At 68.1% G+C, this 15,977-nt stretch carries 14 protein-coding genes; 2 read left to right on the top strand and 12 right to left on the bottom strand.

The features are described from left to right. Positions 1-92: 92 nt before the first annotated feature. The 5 genes from mltA to glnA form a co-directional block, all read right to left on the bottom strand. Entirely contained in the window at positions 93-1,259 is a 1,167-nt protein-coding gene (mltA, locus tag B9Y64_RS13330; protein WP_100441357.1) for a murein transglycosylase A, read from the bottom strand. A 67-nt stretch (positions 1,260-1,326) separates the two neighbouring features. After that, positions 1,327-2,073, bottom strand: a complete 747-nt coding sequence (locus tag B9Y64_RS13325; protein ID WP_100441356.1) for an N-acetylmuramoyl-L-alanine amidase — start codon at positions 2,071-2,073, stop codon at positions 1,327-1,329. A 492-nt stretch (positions 2,074-2,565) separates the two neighbouring features. Next, the gene (locus tag B9Y64_RS13320) at positions 2,566-3,996 is read right to left on the bottom strand and encodes an ammonium transporter (protein WP_100441122.1); all 1,431 of its coding nucleotides are present in this window, start codon (positions 3,994-3,996) and stop codon (positions 2,566-2,568) included. Between the two features lie 21 nt (positions 3,997-4,017). Then, the gene (locus B9Y64_RS13315) at positions 4,018-4,356 is read right to left on the bottom strand and encodes a P-II family nitrogen regulator (protein ID WP_004134334.1); all 339 of its coding nucleotides are present in this window, start codon (positions 4,354-4,356) and stop codon (positions 4,018-4,020) included. Positions 4,357-4,706: 350 nt separating this feature from the next. Then, positions 4,707-6,116 (bottom strand): type I glutamate--ammonia ligase, encoded by a 1,410-nt coding sequence (gene glnA, locus B9Y64_RS13310; protein WP_100441121.1) that lies wholly within the window; start codon positions 6,114-6,116, stop codon positions 4,707-4,709. A gap of 223 nt (positions 6,117-6,339) precedes the next feature. Here glnA and B9Y64_RS13305 point away from each other — a divergent pair, with 223 nt between their 5' ends. Together B9Y64_RS13305 and B9Y64_RS13300 are read left to right on the top strand one after the other, a co-directional pair. Next, a complete protein-coding gene (locus tag B9Y64_RS13305; protein ID WP_100441120.1) occupies positions 6,340-7,134 on the top strand; it encodes an undecaprenyl-diphosphate phosphatase in 795 nt (264 codons plus the stop codon). A gap of 73 nt (positions 7,135-7,207) precedes the next feature. Further along, complete coding sequence (locus B9Y64_RS13300; RefSeq protein WP_100441119.1) at positions 7,208-8,035, top strand: META and DUF4377 domain-containing protein; 828 nt, start codon at positions 7,208-7,210, stop codon at positions 8,033-8,035. Between the two features lie 129 nt (positions 8,036-8,164). Here B9Y64_RS13300 and B9Y64_RS13295 read toward each other — a convergent pair whose 3' ends face one another. The 7 genes from B9Y64_RS13295 to B9Y64_RS13265 form a co-directional block, all read right to left on the bottom strand. Further along, on the bottom strand, positions 8,165-8,776 hold the full coding sequence (locus B9Y64_RS13295; RefSeq protein WP_100441118.1) for a YbhB/YbcL family Raf kinase inhibitor-like protein: 612 nt from the start codon (positions 8,774-8,776) through the stop codon (positions 8,165-8,167). 10 nt (positions 8,777-8,786) lie between these two features. Beyond that, positions 8,787-10,856, bottom strand: a complete 2,070-nt coding sequence (locus B9Y64_RS13290) for a tetratricopeptide repeat protein (RefSeq protein WP_100441117.1) — start codon at positions 10,854-10,856, stop codon at positions 8,787-8,789. Between the two features lie 56 nt (positions 10,857-10,912). Then, a complete protein-coding gene (locus B9Y64_RS13285) occupies positions 10,913-11,902 on the bottom strand; it encodes a YheT family hydrolase (RefSeq protein WP_202909072.1) in 990 nt (329 codons plus the stop codon). Positions 11,903-11,954: 52 nt separating this feature from the next. Then, positions 11,955-12,746, bottom strand: coding sequence for a lysophospholipid acyltransferase family protein (locus tag B9Y64_RS13280; protein ID WP_100441115.1), 792 nt, complete (start codon positions 12,744-12,746; stop codon positions 11,955-11,957). A 118-nt stretch (positions 12,747-12,864) separates the two neighbouring features. Further along, positions 12,865-13,299 (bottom strand): hotdog fold thioesterase, encoded by a 435-nt coding sequence (locus B9Y64_RS13275; RefSeq protein WP_100441114.1) that lies wholly within the window; start codon positions 13,297-13,299, stop codon positions 12,865-12,867. Positions 13,300-13,309: 10 nt separating this feature from the next. Continuing rightward, the gene (locus B9Y64_RS13270) at positions 13,310-15,361 is read right to left on the bottom strand and encodes a phospholipase D family protein (RefSeq protein WP_100441113.1); all 2,052 of its coding nucleotides are present in this window, start codon (positions 15,359-15,361) and stop codon (positions 13,310-13,312) included. Next, on the bottom strand, positions 15,358-15,975 hold the full coding sequence (locus tag B9Y64_RS13265; RefSeq protein ID WP_100441112.1) for a YceI family protein: 618 nt from the start codon (positions 15,973-15,975) through the stop codon (positions 15,358-15,360). The genes B9Y64_RS13270 and B9Y64_RS13265 overlap by 4 nt, the downstream gene beginning before the upstream one ends. Positions 15,976-15,977 lie beyond the last annotated feature (2 nt).

Raw genomic sequence — 15,977 nt, 5'->3', positions numbered from 1 at the left:
CAGGCGCGGCCGGAAAGTTCGGAATGGCGCCATTATCGGGCATCCGGGGCTCAGATCCCTTTCCGGCGGAAAGGGATCTGACCCCTGCCGACCTACCGCGGCAGCGCCACGCCCTTCGGCCACAGCATCCAGATATTGCCCTTCTGCTTCATGTCGCCGGCCAGCTTGCCGGCAGCATCGCCGCTGCCCCAGTACAGGTCCGCGCGCACTTCACCGGCGATGGCGCCGCCGGTGTCCTGCGCGGCCACCGGGCGCACCACCGGGCTGCCGTCCGGGCGCGTGGTGGACAGCCACAACAGGCTGCCCAGCGGCACCACGGTGCGATCCACCGCCACGCTGTAACCGGCGGTGAGCGGCACGTTCAGCGAACCGCGCGGGCCTTCCGGGCTGTCCGGGTTGCGCACGAAGAACACGTAGCTGGGGTTGCTGCGCAGCAGTTCCGGCACGCGCGCGGGATTGGCCCGGGCCCAGGCGCGGATGGCGTCCATAGTGACGTCTTCCTTCTTCAGCTGGCCCTGGTCCACCAGCCAGCGACCAATGGCGCGGTACGGATGGCCATTCTGCTCGGCGTAGGCCAGCCGCACCTGCGTGCCGTCAGCCAGGCGGACCCGGCCCGACCCCTGGATCTGCAGCAGCTGCAGGTCCATCGGGTCGGTCAGCCAGGCCAGCACCGGGGCCTTGGCACCCTTGGCTGCGATGGTGCCGGCGTCGTCATAGGGCTTGAGCACCTTGCCGTCGAGGCGGCCGCGCAGGCGCTTGCCTTTCAGCTCCGGGTAGAGACTGTCCAGCTGCACCACGATCAGATCATCGGGCGTGCCGTACACCGGCACCGTGGCAGCCGCCGTGCGGGTGAGGCTGCCGGCGTAGATCGGCTCGTAGTAACCGGTAATCAGCCCGTCGGCCTGGTGGCCGCCGGCACGCAGCGCATAGACATCGAGGTCGCGCTGCAGGAACTGGCGGATCGCGGCCGGATCCTTGTCCGGCACCTTCGCGGCGGTGGCACAGGGGCCGGCCCAGACCGCATCGTTCTTCAGCCGGGTGCAACTGCTGCGCCAGGCAACGAAGCCGGCCTGCAGATCGCTGTCGGAGACCGGTGGCAGTGCACTCCATGCGGCCTTGGCATAGGTGGCCGCGGGCGGCGTGGCTGGCGTCGGCGCTTCGGAACCGGTGCGGGGAGCGGTGGTGGAGCAGCCGGCGAGCACCGCCGCTGCCAGCAGGATCCAGTGCTTGTGCTTGAAGAAGGTGGCGGAATCGATCATGCCGCCATGGTGGAGTGCCGGCCGCTGGGCGGCAACCCAGCGCGCGGTCAAGCATTCATGCACGCGGTCACGGCGTCTGCAGCAGCAGCGAGTGCAGGATGCGGGCGTCCTCGGCATCCAGCGTCTTCGGCAGATCGTCGCGGCCACGGAAACGGCGGTGGAAGGCGGCAACGGTGGCTTCGCGGTTGTCCAGTGGATAGCCGAAGCGGGCCAGCGCATTCCACGCGTCGAAGCCCTCCGGTGCGGCACCGTCGGCCGCGCGCGGCCACACGCCGAAACCGGCCTCGGCCAGCTGCTGCCACGGGAAGAAGCGGCTCGGATCCTGCTTGCGCGTCGGCGCCAGGTCGGCATGGCCGATCACCTGGCGCGGCGGGATGTTCAACCGGGTGGTGAGATCGCGCAGCAGCACGATCAGCGATTCGATCTGTGCCGCACTGAACGGGCTGCGGCCATCGTTGTCGAGCTCGATGCCGATCGAGGCGGAGTTGAGATCGGTGATGGTGCCCCAGCGCCCGGCCCCTGCATGCCAGGCGCGGCGCTCATCGGCCACCAGCTGGTAGCGATGGCCATCGGCACCGATCAGATAGTGCGCACTGACCGGGCCACCGCTGTTGCCGGTGCGCAGTGTACGCAGGCTCTGCTGCACCGATTTCTGCTCGGTGTGGTGGATGACGATGATGACCGGCGTGCGCGCGTTCTGGTTGGGTGACGGCACCCAGGTGGCGAGCGGGTTGTGCGTTTCCCGCGGCGTGGAAGCGCAGGCGGCCAGCAACAGGCAGGCCGAGAGCATCAGGACAGTGCGGATCGGGTGCATGGCCTGATTGTGCGCGATCAGGCGCGATGATGCATGCCGCTGTGCCGACCAACGGTCGGCACCCACCCAAGAGGATGCGGTAGAGCCACGCCATGCGTGGCTGAGTCGCCGACAGTGCCAAGCAAGCTTGGCACCCACCCAAGAGGATACGGTAGAGCCACGCCATGCGTGGCTGGGTCGCCGGCAATGCCAAGCAAGCTTGGCACCCACCCAAGAGGATGCGGTAGAGCCACGCCATGCGTGGCTGGGTCGCCGACAGTGCCAAGCAAGCCTGGCACCCACCCAAGAGGATGCGGTAGAGCCACGCCATGCGTGGCTGGGCTGCCGACAGTGCCAAGCAAGCTTGGCACTCACCCAAGAGGATGCAGTAGAGCCACGCCATGCGTGGCTGGGCTGCCGGCAGTGCCAGGCAAGCCTGGCACCTACCAGAGCAGGGAAGTGCCGACCAACGGTCGGCACCCACAGCATCAATGCAGCAGCCCCGCCATTACTTCAGGCCTCGTAGGCGGACTCGCCGTGCGAGGTCACATCCAGGCCGGTGCGTTCGGCTTCCTCGGTCACCCGCAGGCCAACCACGCTGCGCACCACCAGCAGGATCAGCGTGGTCACCACCGCCGACCACACCACGGTGAGGCCGACGCTGACCACCTGCACCCACACCTGGTGGGCGATATCCAGATCGGCCTTGGTGCCACCCAGCGATTGGGCGCTGAACACGCCAGTGAGAATCGCGCCGACGATGCCGCCGACACCATGCACACCGAACACGTCGGCGGTGTCATCCACCTTCAGCAGGCGCTTCAGGCCGGTCACGCCCCACACGCAGACGATGCCGGCGATGAAGCCAATGACGATCGCACCGAGCGGGCCGACGGTGCCGCAGGCCGGGGTGATGCCGACCAGGCCGGCCACCGCACCGGAGGCCGCGCCCAGCGCGGACGGCTTGCCCTTGCCGATCGCTTCCACCAGCGTCCAGCCGAGCACGGCAGCAGCGGTGGCCAGCACGGTGTTGAGGAAGGCCAGCGAGGCCACGGTATCGGCCGCCGCCGCCGAGCCGGCATTGAAGCCGAACCAGCCGACCCACAGCAGCATCGCGCCGATGTAGGTGAACGGCACGTTGTGCGGCTTCAGCGCGGTCTGCCCATAGCCCAGGCGCTTGCCGACGAACCACGCGGCCACCAGGCCGGCCACGCCCGCGTTGATGTGGACCACGGTTCCACCGGCGAAATCGATCGCACCCATTTCCCCCAGGTAGCCGCCGCCCCAGACGATGTGCGCCATCGGGATGTAGCTGAGGGTGAACCACAGCGCCGAGAACAGCAGCACCGCACGGAACTTGATGCGCTCGGCAAAGGCGCCGACGATCAGTGCGGTGGTGATGCCAGCGAAGGTCGACTGGAAGGCAACGAACAGGTAATCCGGCAGGCCCTTGATCGGCGTGTTGCCGACCGAGTCGGGGGTGAAGCCCTTGAGGAAGGCGAACTCGGTGAACGACCCGAAGAACGGATTGCCCGCGCTGAACACTGCGCTGTAGCCGTAGGACACCCACAGCAGCAGCACCAGCGAGAACACCACCAGGATCTGGCTGAGCACCGACAACACGTTCTTCGAACGCACCAGGCCGCCGTAGAACAGGGCCAGGCCCGGCACCACCATCAGCAGCACCAGCAGGGTGGAGGTGAGCATCCAGGCCACGTCGCCACGATCATAGGCGGCGGCCGCTTCGGCCACGGCCGGTGCAGCCGCTGCAGCGGCGGGGTCCTGCAGCGGTTCAACCGCCACGCTTTCGCTGGGCAGCGGCGAGACCTGGGCCTGGGCGTGGGCGCTGCCCGGCCAGGCGCCGGCAGCCAGCGCGCTGAGCAGCATCAACAGGCACACCAGATGGAACCGGGCTTGCCACCCGGTAAGAAGGCGCATCTTCATGGGGGAGTCTCCGGAAGGGGGTTACAGCGCGTCTGCACCGATTTCGCCGGTGCGGATGCGGATGACCTGTTCGACGGCGGTGACGAAGATCTTGCCGTCACCGATCTTGCCGGTGCCTGCAGACGATTGGATCGCTTCGATCACCGCGTCGGCACGCTCGTCGGTGACCACGGTTTCGATCTTGATCTTGGGCAGGAAATCGACGACGTACTCGGCGCCGCGATACAGCTCGGTGTGGCCCTTCTGGCGGCCGAAGCCTTTTACTTCGGTCACGGTGATGCCCGACACGCCTGCGTCGGACAGGGCCTCGCGGACCTCGTCGAGCTTGAACGGCCGGATGATGGCGGAGATCAGTTTCATGCGCATGTCCCGAGGGTGGATGGGGCCAGCGCGCCAGCGCGCGTTGGCATCAGGCAACCACCGGCCATCAGGGTGATGGCCGTGGCTGTTGCACCGGACACGTACAGGGCCGGGACGGCCGTGCCTCTCTCCTTGCACGACCGACGCGGGAGGGAGGGCAGCCCTGGTCGCGTATCCGGTCTCTCTCTTGCCCCTGGATCAGGGGTCCTTGGCGTGGGGTCAGAGCCCTTTCATGCATGAAAGGGATCCGACCCCGTGCAACGACCCCGATCTGACCGCGGCTCCCCAGCCGCGAGAACGGGTGCGATGGCGGTGTGCGGGAGGGGGATGCCCACCGCCATCGCCCCCGGTCAGCTGGCGTAGTACAGCTGGTATTCCAGCGGGTGGGTGGCCGCGCGGAACTTGGTCACTTCCTGCATCTTCAGCGCGATGTAGCCATCGATGAAGTCATCGCTCATCACGCCACCGGCCTTCAGGAACTCGCGATCCTTGTCCAGTGCTTCCAGCGCCTGGTCCAGCGAGGAGCAGACCTGCGGGATCAGCTTCTCTTCTTCCGGCGGCAGGTCGTACAGATCCTTGCCGCTCGGTGCGCCCGGGTCGATCTGGTTCTTGATGCCGTCCAGGCCGGCCATCATCAGCGCGGTGAAGGTCAGGTAGCCGGACTGGATCGGGTCCGGGAAGCGCATTTCGATGCGGCGCGCCTTCGGGTTGGAGACCCACGGAATGCGGCACGAAGCCGAACGGTTGCGGGCCGAGTAGGCCAGCATCACCGGTGCTTCATAGCCCGGCACCAGGCGCTTGTAGCTGTTGGTGCCCGAGTTGGCGAAGGCATTGATGGCCTTGGCGTGCTTGAAGATGCCGCCGATGTACCACAGCGCCAGCTGGCTCAGGCCGCCGTAGCCGTCACCGGAGAACAGGTTGGTGCCACCCTTGGACAGCGACTGGTGCACGTGCATGCCACTGCCGTTGTCGCCGACGATCGGCTTGGGCATGAAGGTGACGGTCTTGCCATTGCGGTGCGCGACGTTCTTGATCACGTACTTCATGCGCAGCAGTTCGTCGGCCTTCTGCACCAGGGTGCTGAACTTGGTGCCGATCTCGCACTGGCCGGCGGTGGCCACTTCGTGGTGCTGCACTTCCACTTCGATGCCGACCTGTTCCAGGGTCTTGCACATCTCGGCGCGCAGGTCGTGCAGGGTGTCGGTCGGCGGGACCGGGAAGTAGCCGCCCTTCACGCCCGGACGGTAGCCGCTGTTGGCGCCGTCGTACTTGGCGCCGCTGTTCCACGCCGCTTCTTCCGAGTCGACCTGGAAGAAGGTGTGGCCCATTTCATTGGCGAAGCGGACCGAGTCGAAGATGAAGAATTCCGGCTCCGGGCCGAAGAATGCGGTTTCGGCGATGCCGGAGGACTTCAGGTAGGCCTCGGCGCGCTTGGCGATGCCGCGCGGGCAGCGGCCATACGGCTGCATGGTGGCCGGGTCGAGGATGTCGCAGCTGATCACGATGGTCGGATCGGCATAGAACGGGTCGACGTAGGCGCTGGCGGTATCCGGCAGCAGCACCATGTCCGATTCGGCGATGCCCTTCCAGCCGGCGATCGAGCTGCCATCGAACATCTTGCCTTCTTCGAACAGCGACGGCTCGACGATGCTGACCGGGAAGGTCACATGCTGCTCGACGCCACGCATGTCGACAAAGCGCAGGTCGACGAACTCGATCTGGTTGTCCTTGATCAGCTTCTCAACGTTTTCCACGGACATCGGTACGACCTCGGATGGGGATGAATGCCTGCTGAGGTACAGCAACGACCGTGCCAACTTTTCGCTGGGCGCAAGTCATTGATTTCAAAAAGAGCGCCCCGGGGCGGTGCAGAACGGTGCGCACCAAACGGGTGCAGCCACCACCAGACGCACCCGATTGGTGCAGCAGGGATCGTCTATCCTCTCGACCTTCTTCCTTCCGCCGCGCGTGCACGCACCGTCCATGTCCGACCTGCTCTCCGCCCTGCTGCTGGGCATCCTCGAAGGCTTGACCGAATTCCTGCCGATCTCCAGCACCGGCCACCTGCTCATCGCCCAGCACTGGCTGGGCGCCCGCTCGGACTTCTTCAACATCGTCATCCAGGCCGGCGCGATCGTGGCCGTGGTGCTGGTGTTCCGCCAGCGCCTGCTGCAGCTGGCCACCGGCTTCAACCAGCGCGAGAACCGTGAATACGTGTTCAAGCTGGGCGCCGCCTTCCTGGTCACCGCGGTGGTCGGGCTGGTGGTGCGCAAGGCCGGCTGGTCGCTGCCGGAGACGGTCAGCCCGGTGGCCTGGGCACTGATCATCGGTGGCGTCTGGATGCTGCTGGTGGAGGCCTACACCGCGCGCCTGCCCGACCGCGACCAGGTGACCTGGACGGTGGCGATCGGTGTCGGCCTGGCGCAGGTCGTGGCCGGCGTGTTCCCGGGCACCTCGCGCTCGGCCTCGGCGATCTTCCTGGCCATGCTGCTGGGCCTGAGCCGTCGCGCGGCCGCCGCCGAGTTCGTGTTCCTGGTCGGCATTCCCACCATGTTCGCCGCCAGCGCCTACACCTTCCTGGAAATGGCCAAGGCCGGGCAGCTGGGCAGCGAGAACTGGACCGAGGTGGGCGTGGCCTTCGTTGCCGCGGCCATCACCGGCTTCGTCGTAGTGAAGTGGCTGATGGGCTACATCAAGTCGCACAGGTTCACCGCTTTCGCCATCTACCGCATCGCGCTGGGCGCGGCGCTGCTGCTGTGGTTGCCGTCCGGCAGCTGAACAGCGCCGGGGCCCGGTAACCCCATTGCCGGCCCCACCCCGTTTCCCCCACGGTTCCCCAAGGAGAATCACCATGAACCGCAAGCTCACTCTGCTCCTCCCGCTGGCCCTGATGGCCGCCTGCAGCCAGACCCCGGCCCCGGCCGGCAATGGCGGCGACGACGTGGCCCCGGCCGCGGCCAAGGCAGCAGACCAGCAGACGCTGGCGCACCTGGATGCGCAGCGCCTGCAGAGCCAGCACTGGCTGCTGCAGCAGGCCACCGGCGCCGACGGCAAGCGCATCGACGCGCTGTTCGCCCGCGAAGACAAGCCGGTCACCCTGGACTTCGCTGATGGCCGCCTGTCGGTCAGCAACACCTGCAACCGCATGGGCGGCGGCTACACCCTGGCCGATGGCAAGCTGAGCGTGTCGGCGATGGCTTCGACCCTGATGGCCTGCACCGACAAGGCGCTGATGGCGCTGGACGAGGCCGTGTCGAGCCGCCTGCAGGGCGAGCTGAAGGCCGAGCAGGACGCCGACGGCAAGCTGACCCTGACCAACGCCAAGGGCGACGTGCTGGTGTTCAACCCGGAACCGACCGCTGAAACCCGCTATGGCGGTGCCGGCGAGACCGTGTTCCTGGAAGTGGCGGCCAAGACCGAGAAGTGCTCGCACCCGCTGATCCCGGACTACCAGTGCCTGCAGGTGCGCGAAGTGAAGTTCGACGACAAGGGCCTGAAGCAGGGTGAGCCGGGCAAGTTCGAGAACTTCTACGGCAACATCGAGGGCTACACCCACGAAGACGGCGTGCGCAACGTGGTGCGCGTGAAGCGCTACGAAGTGAAGAACCCGCCGGCCGATGCGCCGTCGCAGGCGTACGTGCTGGACATGGTGGTCGAGTCGGCCATCGAGAAGAAGTAAAACGATGGAAGGGCGGCCGCAAGGCCGCCCTTCTTCGTTGGCGTTGTAGAGCCGAGCCCATGCTCGGCTGCTGTCTGCCCGGAAGAGCAGCCGAGCATGGGCTCGGCTCTACGGAAGCACGTTGCCGCCTCAGCCCAGCGCCGGGTTCAACGTGTAGGTACCGTGCAGTGCGGCTTCGGCCAACACATGGCCATGCATGGCCCGATACGCGTCGGCAGCGGTGAAGCGTGCCGGCAGCTGCAACGACGCCACGTCCAGCGCGAATACGCGGAAGAAGTAGTGGTGCAGGCGCTCGTCGTTGAACGGCGGGTACGGGCCGTCGTAGCCCAGATAGTCGCCGGCCATGTCCGGATTGCCGGCGAACCAGCCGGTGAAGTCGTTCAGGCCCTGGCGGCTGCCGGCCGGCCCGGCCGGGGTGCTGCGGCCCTTCACCACGAAACCATCACTGCAGCTGCCTGCGGCGATCTCGTGCACGGAGGCCGGGATATCGGCCATCACCCAATGCACGAAATCACAGCGTGGCTGGTCGCGCGGCACGCTCATGTCGGTGCGGCCGACCGTCTCCGGCACGGTCGGCACGTCCGGATCGACGCACACCAGCAGGAACGAACGGGTGCCTTCCGGCGCGCCGCTCCAGGCCAGGTGCGGATTGCGGTCCGGTGCGAAGCCCCCAGCATCGCCGGCGGCGAATTCGCGGTCGATCGGTGCACCGTTGGTCAGGCTGTGGCTGCTCAGTTGCATCGGCGTGTCCTCACTCTTCCGGGTAACCCAGGCGCACCGCGATCGGGGTGAGCTTGGCGAAGGCGGCGCTCATCACGTCGCGGTAGTTGCGCCAGTGGCCCGGCGGGAAGCGCGGCGCGCCCAGCTGTGCGGCCGGCGGCATCGGCCGCTCGAACAGGCGGCCCAGCAGATCGGCCATCGCCTGCGGGTCATTGCCGATCTGGTCGATGCGCAGCAGCACCTGCGGGTACAGGTCGTCCTCGTGCAGGGCGGCGACCTGGGCCAGCGCGCGCGCCAGCCATTCGCTGGCTTCGGCCAGCGAGGTCATCGCCAGCGGTGCGGCGGCACCGTAGGCCACCCAGTCCAGCAGCATGTCGCGCGGATCACGCAGCACCACCAGCAGGCGGCCCTGCGGCAGCTGCGGGCGCAGCGCCCACAGCAGCGCGTTGTCCCACCACAGCAGCCAGTCGATGACCGCGTCGTCCTGCACGCCGCGCGACGGCAGCTGTTCGCGCCAGCGCTGCACCAGCCGCTCCGGGGTCAGCACGCCGGAGGCGAGGTCCTGCAGCGTGTGGTAGTTCTGGAAGGCATCGTCGGGCGCGTTGGAGGTATAGCGGTCGCTGCGCAGCACCGGGCTGGCGGCGGCCAGGCCGGTCGCCACGCGCTCCACGCCCGAACCCGGCGCGCCCCACAGGAAGATCGGCGCGGAGGTGGCATCACCGTCGATCTCGCCCTTGTCCGGCCAGCTCGGCGGCGCCTTGGCCTGCGGCGGCAGCGGCAAGCGCTGCGATGCCTGGTCGGCCTGCAGTGCCAGCCAGGTCTGCAGCGCGTCTTCGTGCTGCCCGGCGCGATCCTGGATCTCACCCAGCCAGGTGCGCAGGTCGGCGCGGTGGCCTTCCGGTGCCATGCCGATCAGCGCCTGCACGCGGGCGACCGCGGCGGCCGGATCGCGCTGCAGCAGGCCTTCGACCAGGCGGGTTTCGCCACTGACGCGACCCGGTTCAAGGCTGACGATGCGCTCGGCGATCGCTTCGGCCTGCGCGTGTTCACCCACCATGTCGTGCAGGCGCAGGCGCGCTTCCAGCGCCGGCAGGTGGCCCGGCATCGCGTCCATCCAGCGCTCGACCGTGGTGGCGGCGGTGGCACTGCCGACCTCTTCCACCGCCAGCCGTGCCAGCCACAGGTCGTGCAGCAGCGGGTGCTGCTCCAGGGTGGCATCCAGGCGTGCGCGGGCCTCGTCTTCGCGGCCCAGGCGCTGCCAGGACATCAGCAGCAGCTGCAGCACGTCGCGGTCGTCAGGCAGCGACTCCAGCAGCGGCAGCAGGTGCTCCAGCGCCTGCAGCGGCTGGCCGCTGCGCAGTGCCAGTTCGCCGGCCAGGCGGCGCATCGACGGCGTATCCAGGCCCTGCTGCTGCAGTGCGATCTGCATCGCTTCGGCGGCGGCTTCCAGGTTGCCCTGGCGCATGGCCAGCTGCACCACCAGGCCATGCAGCGAGGCAATGCCGGGGTTGAGTTCCAGCACGCGGCGGAACGCCTGTTCGGCGAAGGCCAGCATGTTCTTGCCCAGGTAGGCGAAGCCCAGTGCGTAGAGCACGCGGATGTCGTTGGGCTGGGCCTGGTTGGCGGCTGACAGCAGCGTCAGTGCACGGTCGGCATCATCGCGGCGCAGCGCGATCATGCCGTCGATGGTCAGCAGTTCCGGGTGGTCCGGTTCGACACGCGAGGCCAGGGTGGACAGGCGCTGCGCTTCATCGAAATCGTTGCGGCCGATCGCCAGATGGGCCTGCATCAGGTACGCGGCGAATGCGTTCGGGTCCAGCCCGGTGGTGCGCGTCAGTGCTTCGCCTGCGCCTTCGAACTGGCGCAGGGCCAACAGCAGGCCGGCGTGCTGCAGGTGCAGCTGGGCATTGTCCGGTGCCAGCTGCAGCGCCTGCTGCAGGGCCTCCATCGCGTCCTCGGCCTTGCCCTGCTGCTGCAGCGCAAGCGCCAGCCAGCGGTGGGCCTCGGCCTGGCCGGGTTCATCACGGGTCCACGCCTGGGCCAACTGCACGGCCTGGTCGGCCTCGTTCTGGCGCAACGCTTGGATGATCTGGTCTTGCATGGCGGTCCGGTTCAAGGGCAAACCCGCATTGTAGCGGCCTGCGCGCCCGTGCCGGTTCAGCCTTGCAGCACGCGCTGCAGACGCTGCGCCACCCAGCGCTCGGAGAAGCCGTCACCGCGCCAGTTTTCCAGGAAGCCACAGTGGCCGCCCCAGCAGGCGGTTTCCAGGTGCGCCTGGCGCGGCAGCTGCCAGTCGCTGAAGGTCGCGTACGGGATCACCGGGTCGTCCTGCGCCATCAGGATGTCGGCCGGCACCTGCAGCGTGGACAGGCGATCGCCGGCAATCGAGTAGCCATCGAAATAAGCCTGCAACGAGCCGAAACTGGTGTGGCGCTCGACCAGCCAGGCGGTCAACGCGCGGATGTCCAGCTTCAGCACGCGGTCGTCGCAGTCGCTCAGTTCGGGGAACAGGTCGCGCTTGCGCCGCAACGACCCGGCCCACTTGCGGCGGAAGTACCAGTCGTACATCGCCGGGCCGTTCTCGATGCTCTCCATGGTCAGCGCCGGATCCAGCACCGGGCATACCGAGGCGACGCGCAGCAGCGGCACGCCGGCCGCCGGCGCACGCAGCGCCAGGCGCAGCACGAAGTTGCCGCCTAGCGAGTAACCGGCGGCCACCAGCGGCAACTGCGGCCAGCGCTGGGCGATATCGCCCGCGGCATGCACCACTTCGTCGATCAGGTTGGAGTGGAAGATGCCGGGGTTGAGGTGATGGGTATTGCCGTGGTCGCGGAAATTCAGCCGCACCACGTCGAAGCCCTGTTCGAGCATGCGCGCGGCCGCCATGCGCATGTAGCTGGATTCGGCGCTGCCTTCCCAGCCATGCAGCAGCAGGGCCATGCCCTTGGGTTCGCGGCCTTCGATGTGGCTGTGCCAGCCCTGCAGGCGCACGCCGTCGCCGCCGTCGAGGATCAGTTCTTCGCTGATCGCGCCGGTCGCTGCCAGCAGCAGCAGGCCGCGCTGCAGGCGCATGCGGCTGGAGCTGAGCATCGATTGCAGATGCGGATTGCGCAGCCAGCGCGGTGGCTGGTAGTCAGCCGCGTGCAGCGTCGGTGTGCCGGCGTCCAGGACGGGTGGCGGGATCAGGGCCACCGCAGCCTCACCCGGTGCTCATGGCCGCCACGATGCGCGCGCGCGAAGTCTCCGCGATGCGCCGACGGCCTTCCAGGTCCTGCGCACCGATCGGTGCCAGGAAGTGCACTTCCGCACGCCGCGCCGGCTCACCGAGCAGGCGCAGGAAATTGGCGAAGAAACTCTCGCCGGGGCCGAATGCGACAATGGTCTGCGCATCACCCTTGACCCCGTACACCAGTGCCACCGGCTGCACCGGCACGCCGGTTTCAACCGCAGCCTGGAAGATGCGGGCATGGAACGGGCCCACTTCGTGGCCACCGCGGGTACGCCCTTCCGGGAACACGCCCACTGCCTTGCCTTCGCGCAGGCGATCGGCCATCACCTGCATCACGCCACCGAGCGATTCGGTGTTGCCGCGCTGGTGGAAGATGGTCTGGCCACGCGCGGCCAGCCACCCGACCAGCGGCCAGCTGGCAATCTCGCGCTTGGCGACGAAGCCCATCATGCGCTGGCTGTGCAGGATGCAGATATCGACCCAGCTGACGTGGTTGGCGACGAACAGCACGGCACCGGGCAGCGGCCTGCCGATCTGCACCAGGCGGAAGCCGAAGATCCACATCAGCCCGCCCTGCCACCAGTTGACCACTTTGGCGCCGAAGGTGGCCTCGCCCACGCGCAGTTCGCCCCACGGCCGAAGCATGCCGATCAGGATGAGCGGCAGGAACACGATGATGTGGACCAACAGCAGCGGTACGCGGTACAGGTAACGGCACACACGCGCCACGCCGCCACGGGGGGCCGGAGTGGGGGAAGTCATCCGCGCACGATACCGGAGGGCCGTCATCGCTGCCAGCCGATTTAGGCCATAACCGCCATCGACCGGGGCAATCGACGGGGAACGCTGGGTTCCGCTGCCGTGGCTGGCCGTCCGGGGCTCAGCCGTGGCCGGCCGCCACCACCGCCAGGGTCAACCGCGAGATGCACACCAGCCGGCCCTGCTCGTCCTCGATGCGGATCTCCCACAGCTGGGTGCTGCGGCCCACGTGCAGCGCGCGGGCGGTGCCGGTCACGGTGCCCGAGCGCACGGCGCGTACATGGTTGGCGTTGATTTCCAGCCCGACGCAGATCTGCTTCGCCGTATCCACGCACAGGTTGCCGGCGCTGCTGCCCAGGGTCTCGGCCAGCACCACCGACGCGCCGCCGTGCAGGATGCCGTAGGGCTGGCGGGTGCGCTCGTCCACCGGCATGGTGGCCTGCAGCCAGTCTTCACCGGCCCCGCTGAAGACGATGCCCAGCGACTCGATCGCGGTGTTGCGGCTGAGCGTGTTGAGCTGCTCGAGGGAAACGGCTTCGCGGAACACCTGGGTCATGCGGGCACCTTCAGAGGATGGGAACGAGGCCGGCACCGAATGCGGTCAGCATGCGTACCAGCAGCCACTTCGGGCCGACATTGACCTCGGGGAAATCGCCCACGGCCACATAGCAGCGGTGGAAGTCCGGGTCCTGCCGGGGCAGCGGCTGCGGGCAGTCCGGGCCGGGCTTGAACTCGTAGTCGGTGGCATAGCGCCACGGCCAGAAGTCGAGGATGGGCAGTGCTTCGGAGGCCTTGCCGACGCTGTAATTGAGCCCGGACAGCACCGGCGGCTTGGCCCGCGGCGCCACCGTCCACGAGTTCTGCGGGTGGGTGTCGCGCAGGATGCTCTCGGCCAGCTGCTCGGCGAAGGCCGGGTCATCGATGATCACCGCGCCTTCGGTGTTGTAGTTCTCGCTGCGCGGATCGAAGTTGTGGGTGCCGACCACGCCGATGCGGCGATCGACCACCAGCGACTTGGCATGCAGGCCCATGCGCGCGCCCTTGCGGGTAACCGGCAACGGCTTGTTGACCGCCTTGCTGCCCAGGAACGAAGGCCGGGTCTCGGTGCGCAACAAGCGGGTCTCGACCGCGCTGCCGGCCGCGCGGCGGCGCTCGCGCGCGTTCTGGTAGGCACTGCCGGTGCGCGGATGGTTCACCGGGCCCTGCTTGCCGGTGGGTGCCGGGTGTTCGTCGCGGCTGTCGCCGGCATTGCTGCCGGCGGCGCTGCCGCCGATCAGCGGGTTGCACTCACGGTCCCCGTCGCCCCCGGGTGCGGCGATCGGGTCGGGCAGCAGGTTGCGGTAATCGACCGGGGCATCCAGCGGGAACGGCTTGTATTCGAAGATGTTGAAGCCCAGTTCGCGCATGTTGCGCCGCTTGTACTTGTACGACAGCGCATACACGATCGGGTTGTCGGTGGCCGCCAGGCTGTTGCTGGACACCACCACGCGCGGCGGCTGCGGGCGCTTGCGCAGCTCGCGGAACAGCTTCTGCGCCGGCTTGGACAACACCAGGTACGGCGTCTGCAGGATCACTTCCTTCTGCGCGCCGGCGATCAGCGCATCCAGCTGCGGCTCGGTCACGTGCTGGCCTGCCAGCGGCGCATCGGCCTTCTCGCGCCGGTGCTTGCGTGGCAGGTCGGCGACATAGCGCACCGAAGCCACCGGCAATGCGGTATCGACGAAGGAACGGGTGACGAAGTCCGTGTCGCTGGCTTCGGCGCTGACCCGCTGCACCCGCTCGGGGCGGCGGAAGCTGGCCGGCGGCAGGGTCGGTACGCCCTCGCGCAGCAGGGTGCGGCCGACATCATTCAGGCGCTCGGCCGGCACGCTGCGCTTGGCACGCCAGAAGGCATCGAAGTTGGCGGCCATCGCCCGCGCCTCCGGCCCAGCGATCAGCACGTCGCGGTCGCGGAAGTTGTACTCGCGGTCCCAGTCGTAATAGTCGTCCTGGTAGTTGCGGCCGCCGACCACGCCGATCGCATCGTCGATCACCAGCAGCTTGTTGTGCATGCGCTGGTTGAAGCGGCGGAAGCAGCACAGCACGCTGCCGGCATAGTCGAAGTAGTTCAGCCGGGCCTTGCCGAAGGTCGGGTTGTAGACCCGCAGCTGGAAATTCTGGTGCGCGCCGGACAGCGCACCGAGGATCTGCAGGTCGGAGATCGCCGAGAGCTGGTCGATCAGCACGCGCACCTTCACCCCGCGCCGCGATGCGGCCAGCAGCTCGTCGATGACCAGCCGGGCGCTGTCGTCCTTGTCGAAGATGTAGGTCTGCAGGTCGATGCTGCGGGTGGCGCTGCGCAGCAGGTTCAGGCGCGCCACCAGGGCGCCTTCGCCCTCATCGAGCAGGGTGGCGTAATGGCGCGGCCGTTCCGGGGTGGATTCGGTGAACGCGCGGCCGGCCAGCGCACGCAGCGGCGAGTCCTGCGCGCAACGGTCGGCGCGCTGGCAGTCGACGTCGGTCGAGCGCGCCTGCACGGCGATCGCTTCGGCGCGATCGCGCTCGGCATGCGAGAGCGACGCGCAGCCACTGCCCAGCAACACGGTTGCCAGCGCCAGTACACGCAGCAGGAGGTTCACGGTTTCGGCGCCTCGCTCAGGCGCGCACGCAATACGAAGGTCACTCGGTCACTCAAGGCTAGCTGCCAGCTGTCCATTCCATACCGGCCTCGCTGCACGGTACCGCGGCTGACGACATCGCAATCATAGCCGGGTCGGGCGCACTCCGCCTTCTCGACCTGCAGCGACTCGGGGTGGCTGATGCCGCGCAGGGTCAGCCGGCCATTGATGTCGCCGCCCTGCTCCACCGTTTCCGGCCAATACGGCAGCGAGTCGAACTCGACCACCGGATGGCGCCCGGCATCGAAGAACTCTTCGCCGCGCATCCAGCCGGTGTAGCGCGCCTTGCCGGGGATCTCCACCGAACGGGTGAACATCTTCAGGTGCACCTGGTGGCGGCCGTCGGACAGGATCTCGATGCGCCCCTCGAAGTGCGGGAACACGCCTTCGATGCGCTGGCCGAAGCGGGTACGCACCTCGAAGCCGATCTGCGAGCGCTGGGTGTCCAGGCGCAATACCCGTGGCGCTTCGGCGGACACGGGCGGCAACGGGGTCGGTGGGGGCGCCGCGGCCCAGGCCGGGCCGAGCGCCAGCAACGCGGGCAGCAGGAAGCGGCTGCGCCGCGCCAGGCTCATCG

Source organism: Stenotrophomonas maltophilia, assembly GCF_002799245.1.
GTDB classification, from domain to species: domain Bacteria; phylum Pseudomonadota; class Gammaproteobacteria; order Xanthomonadales; family Xanthomonadaceae; genus Stenotrophomonas; species Stenotrophomonas maltophilia_S.
The sequence above is the reverse complement of the archived record's forward strand: the minus strand, read 5'-3'. Positions and strand labels throughout refer to the sequence as shown.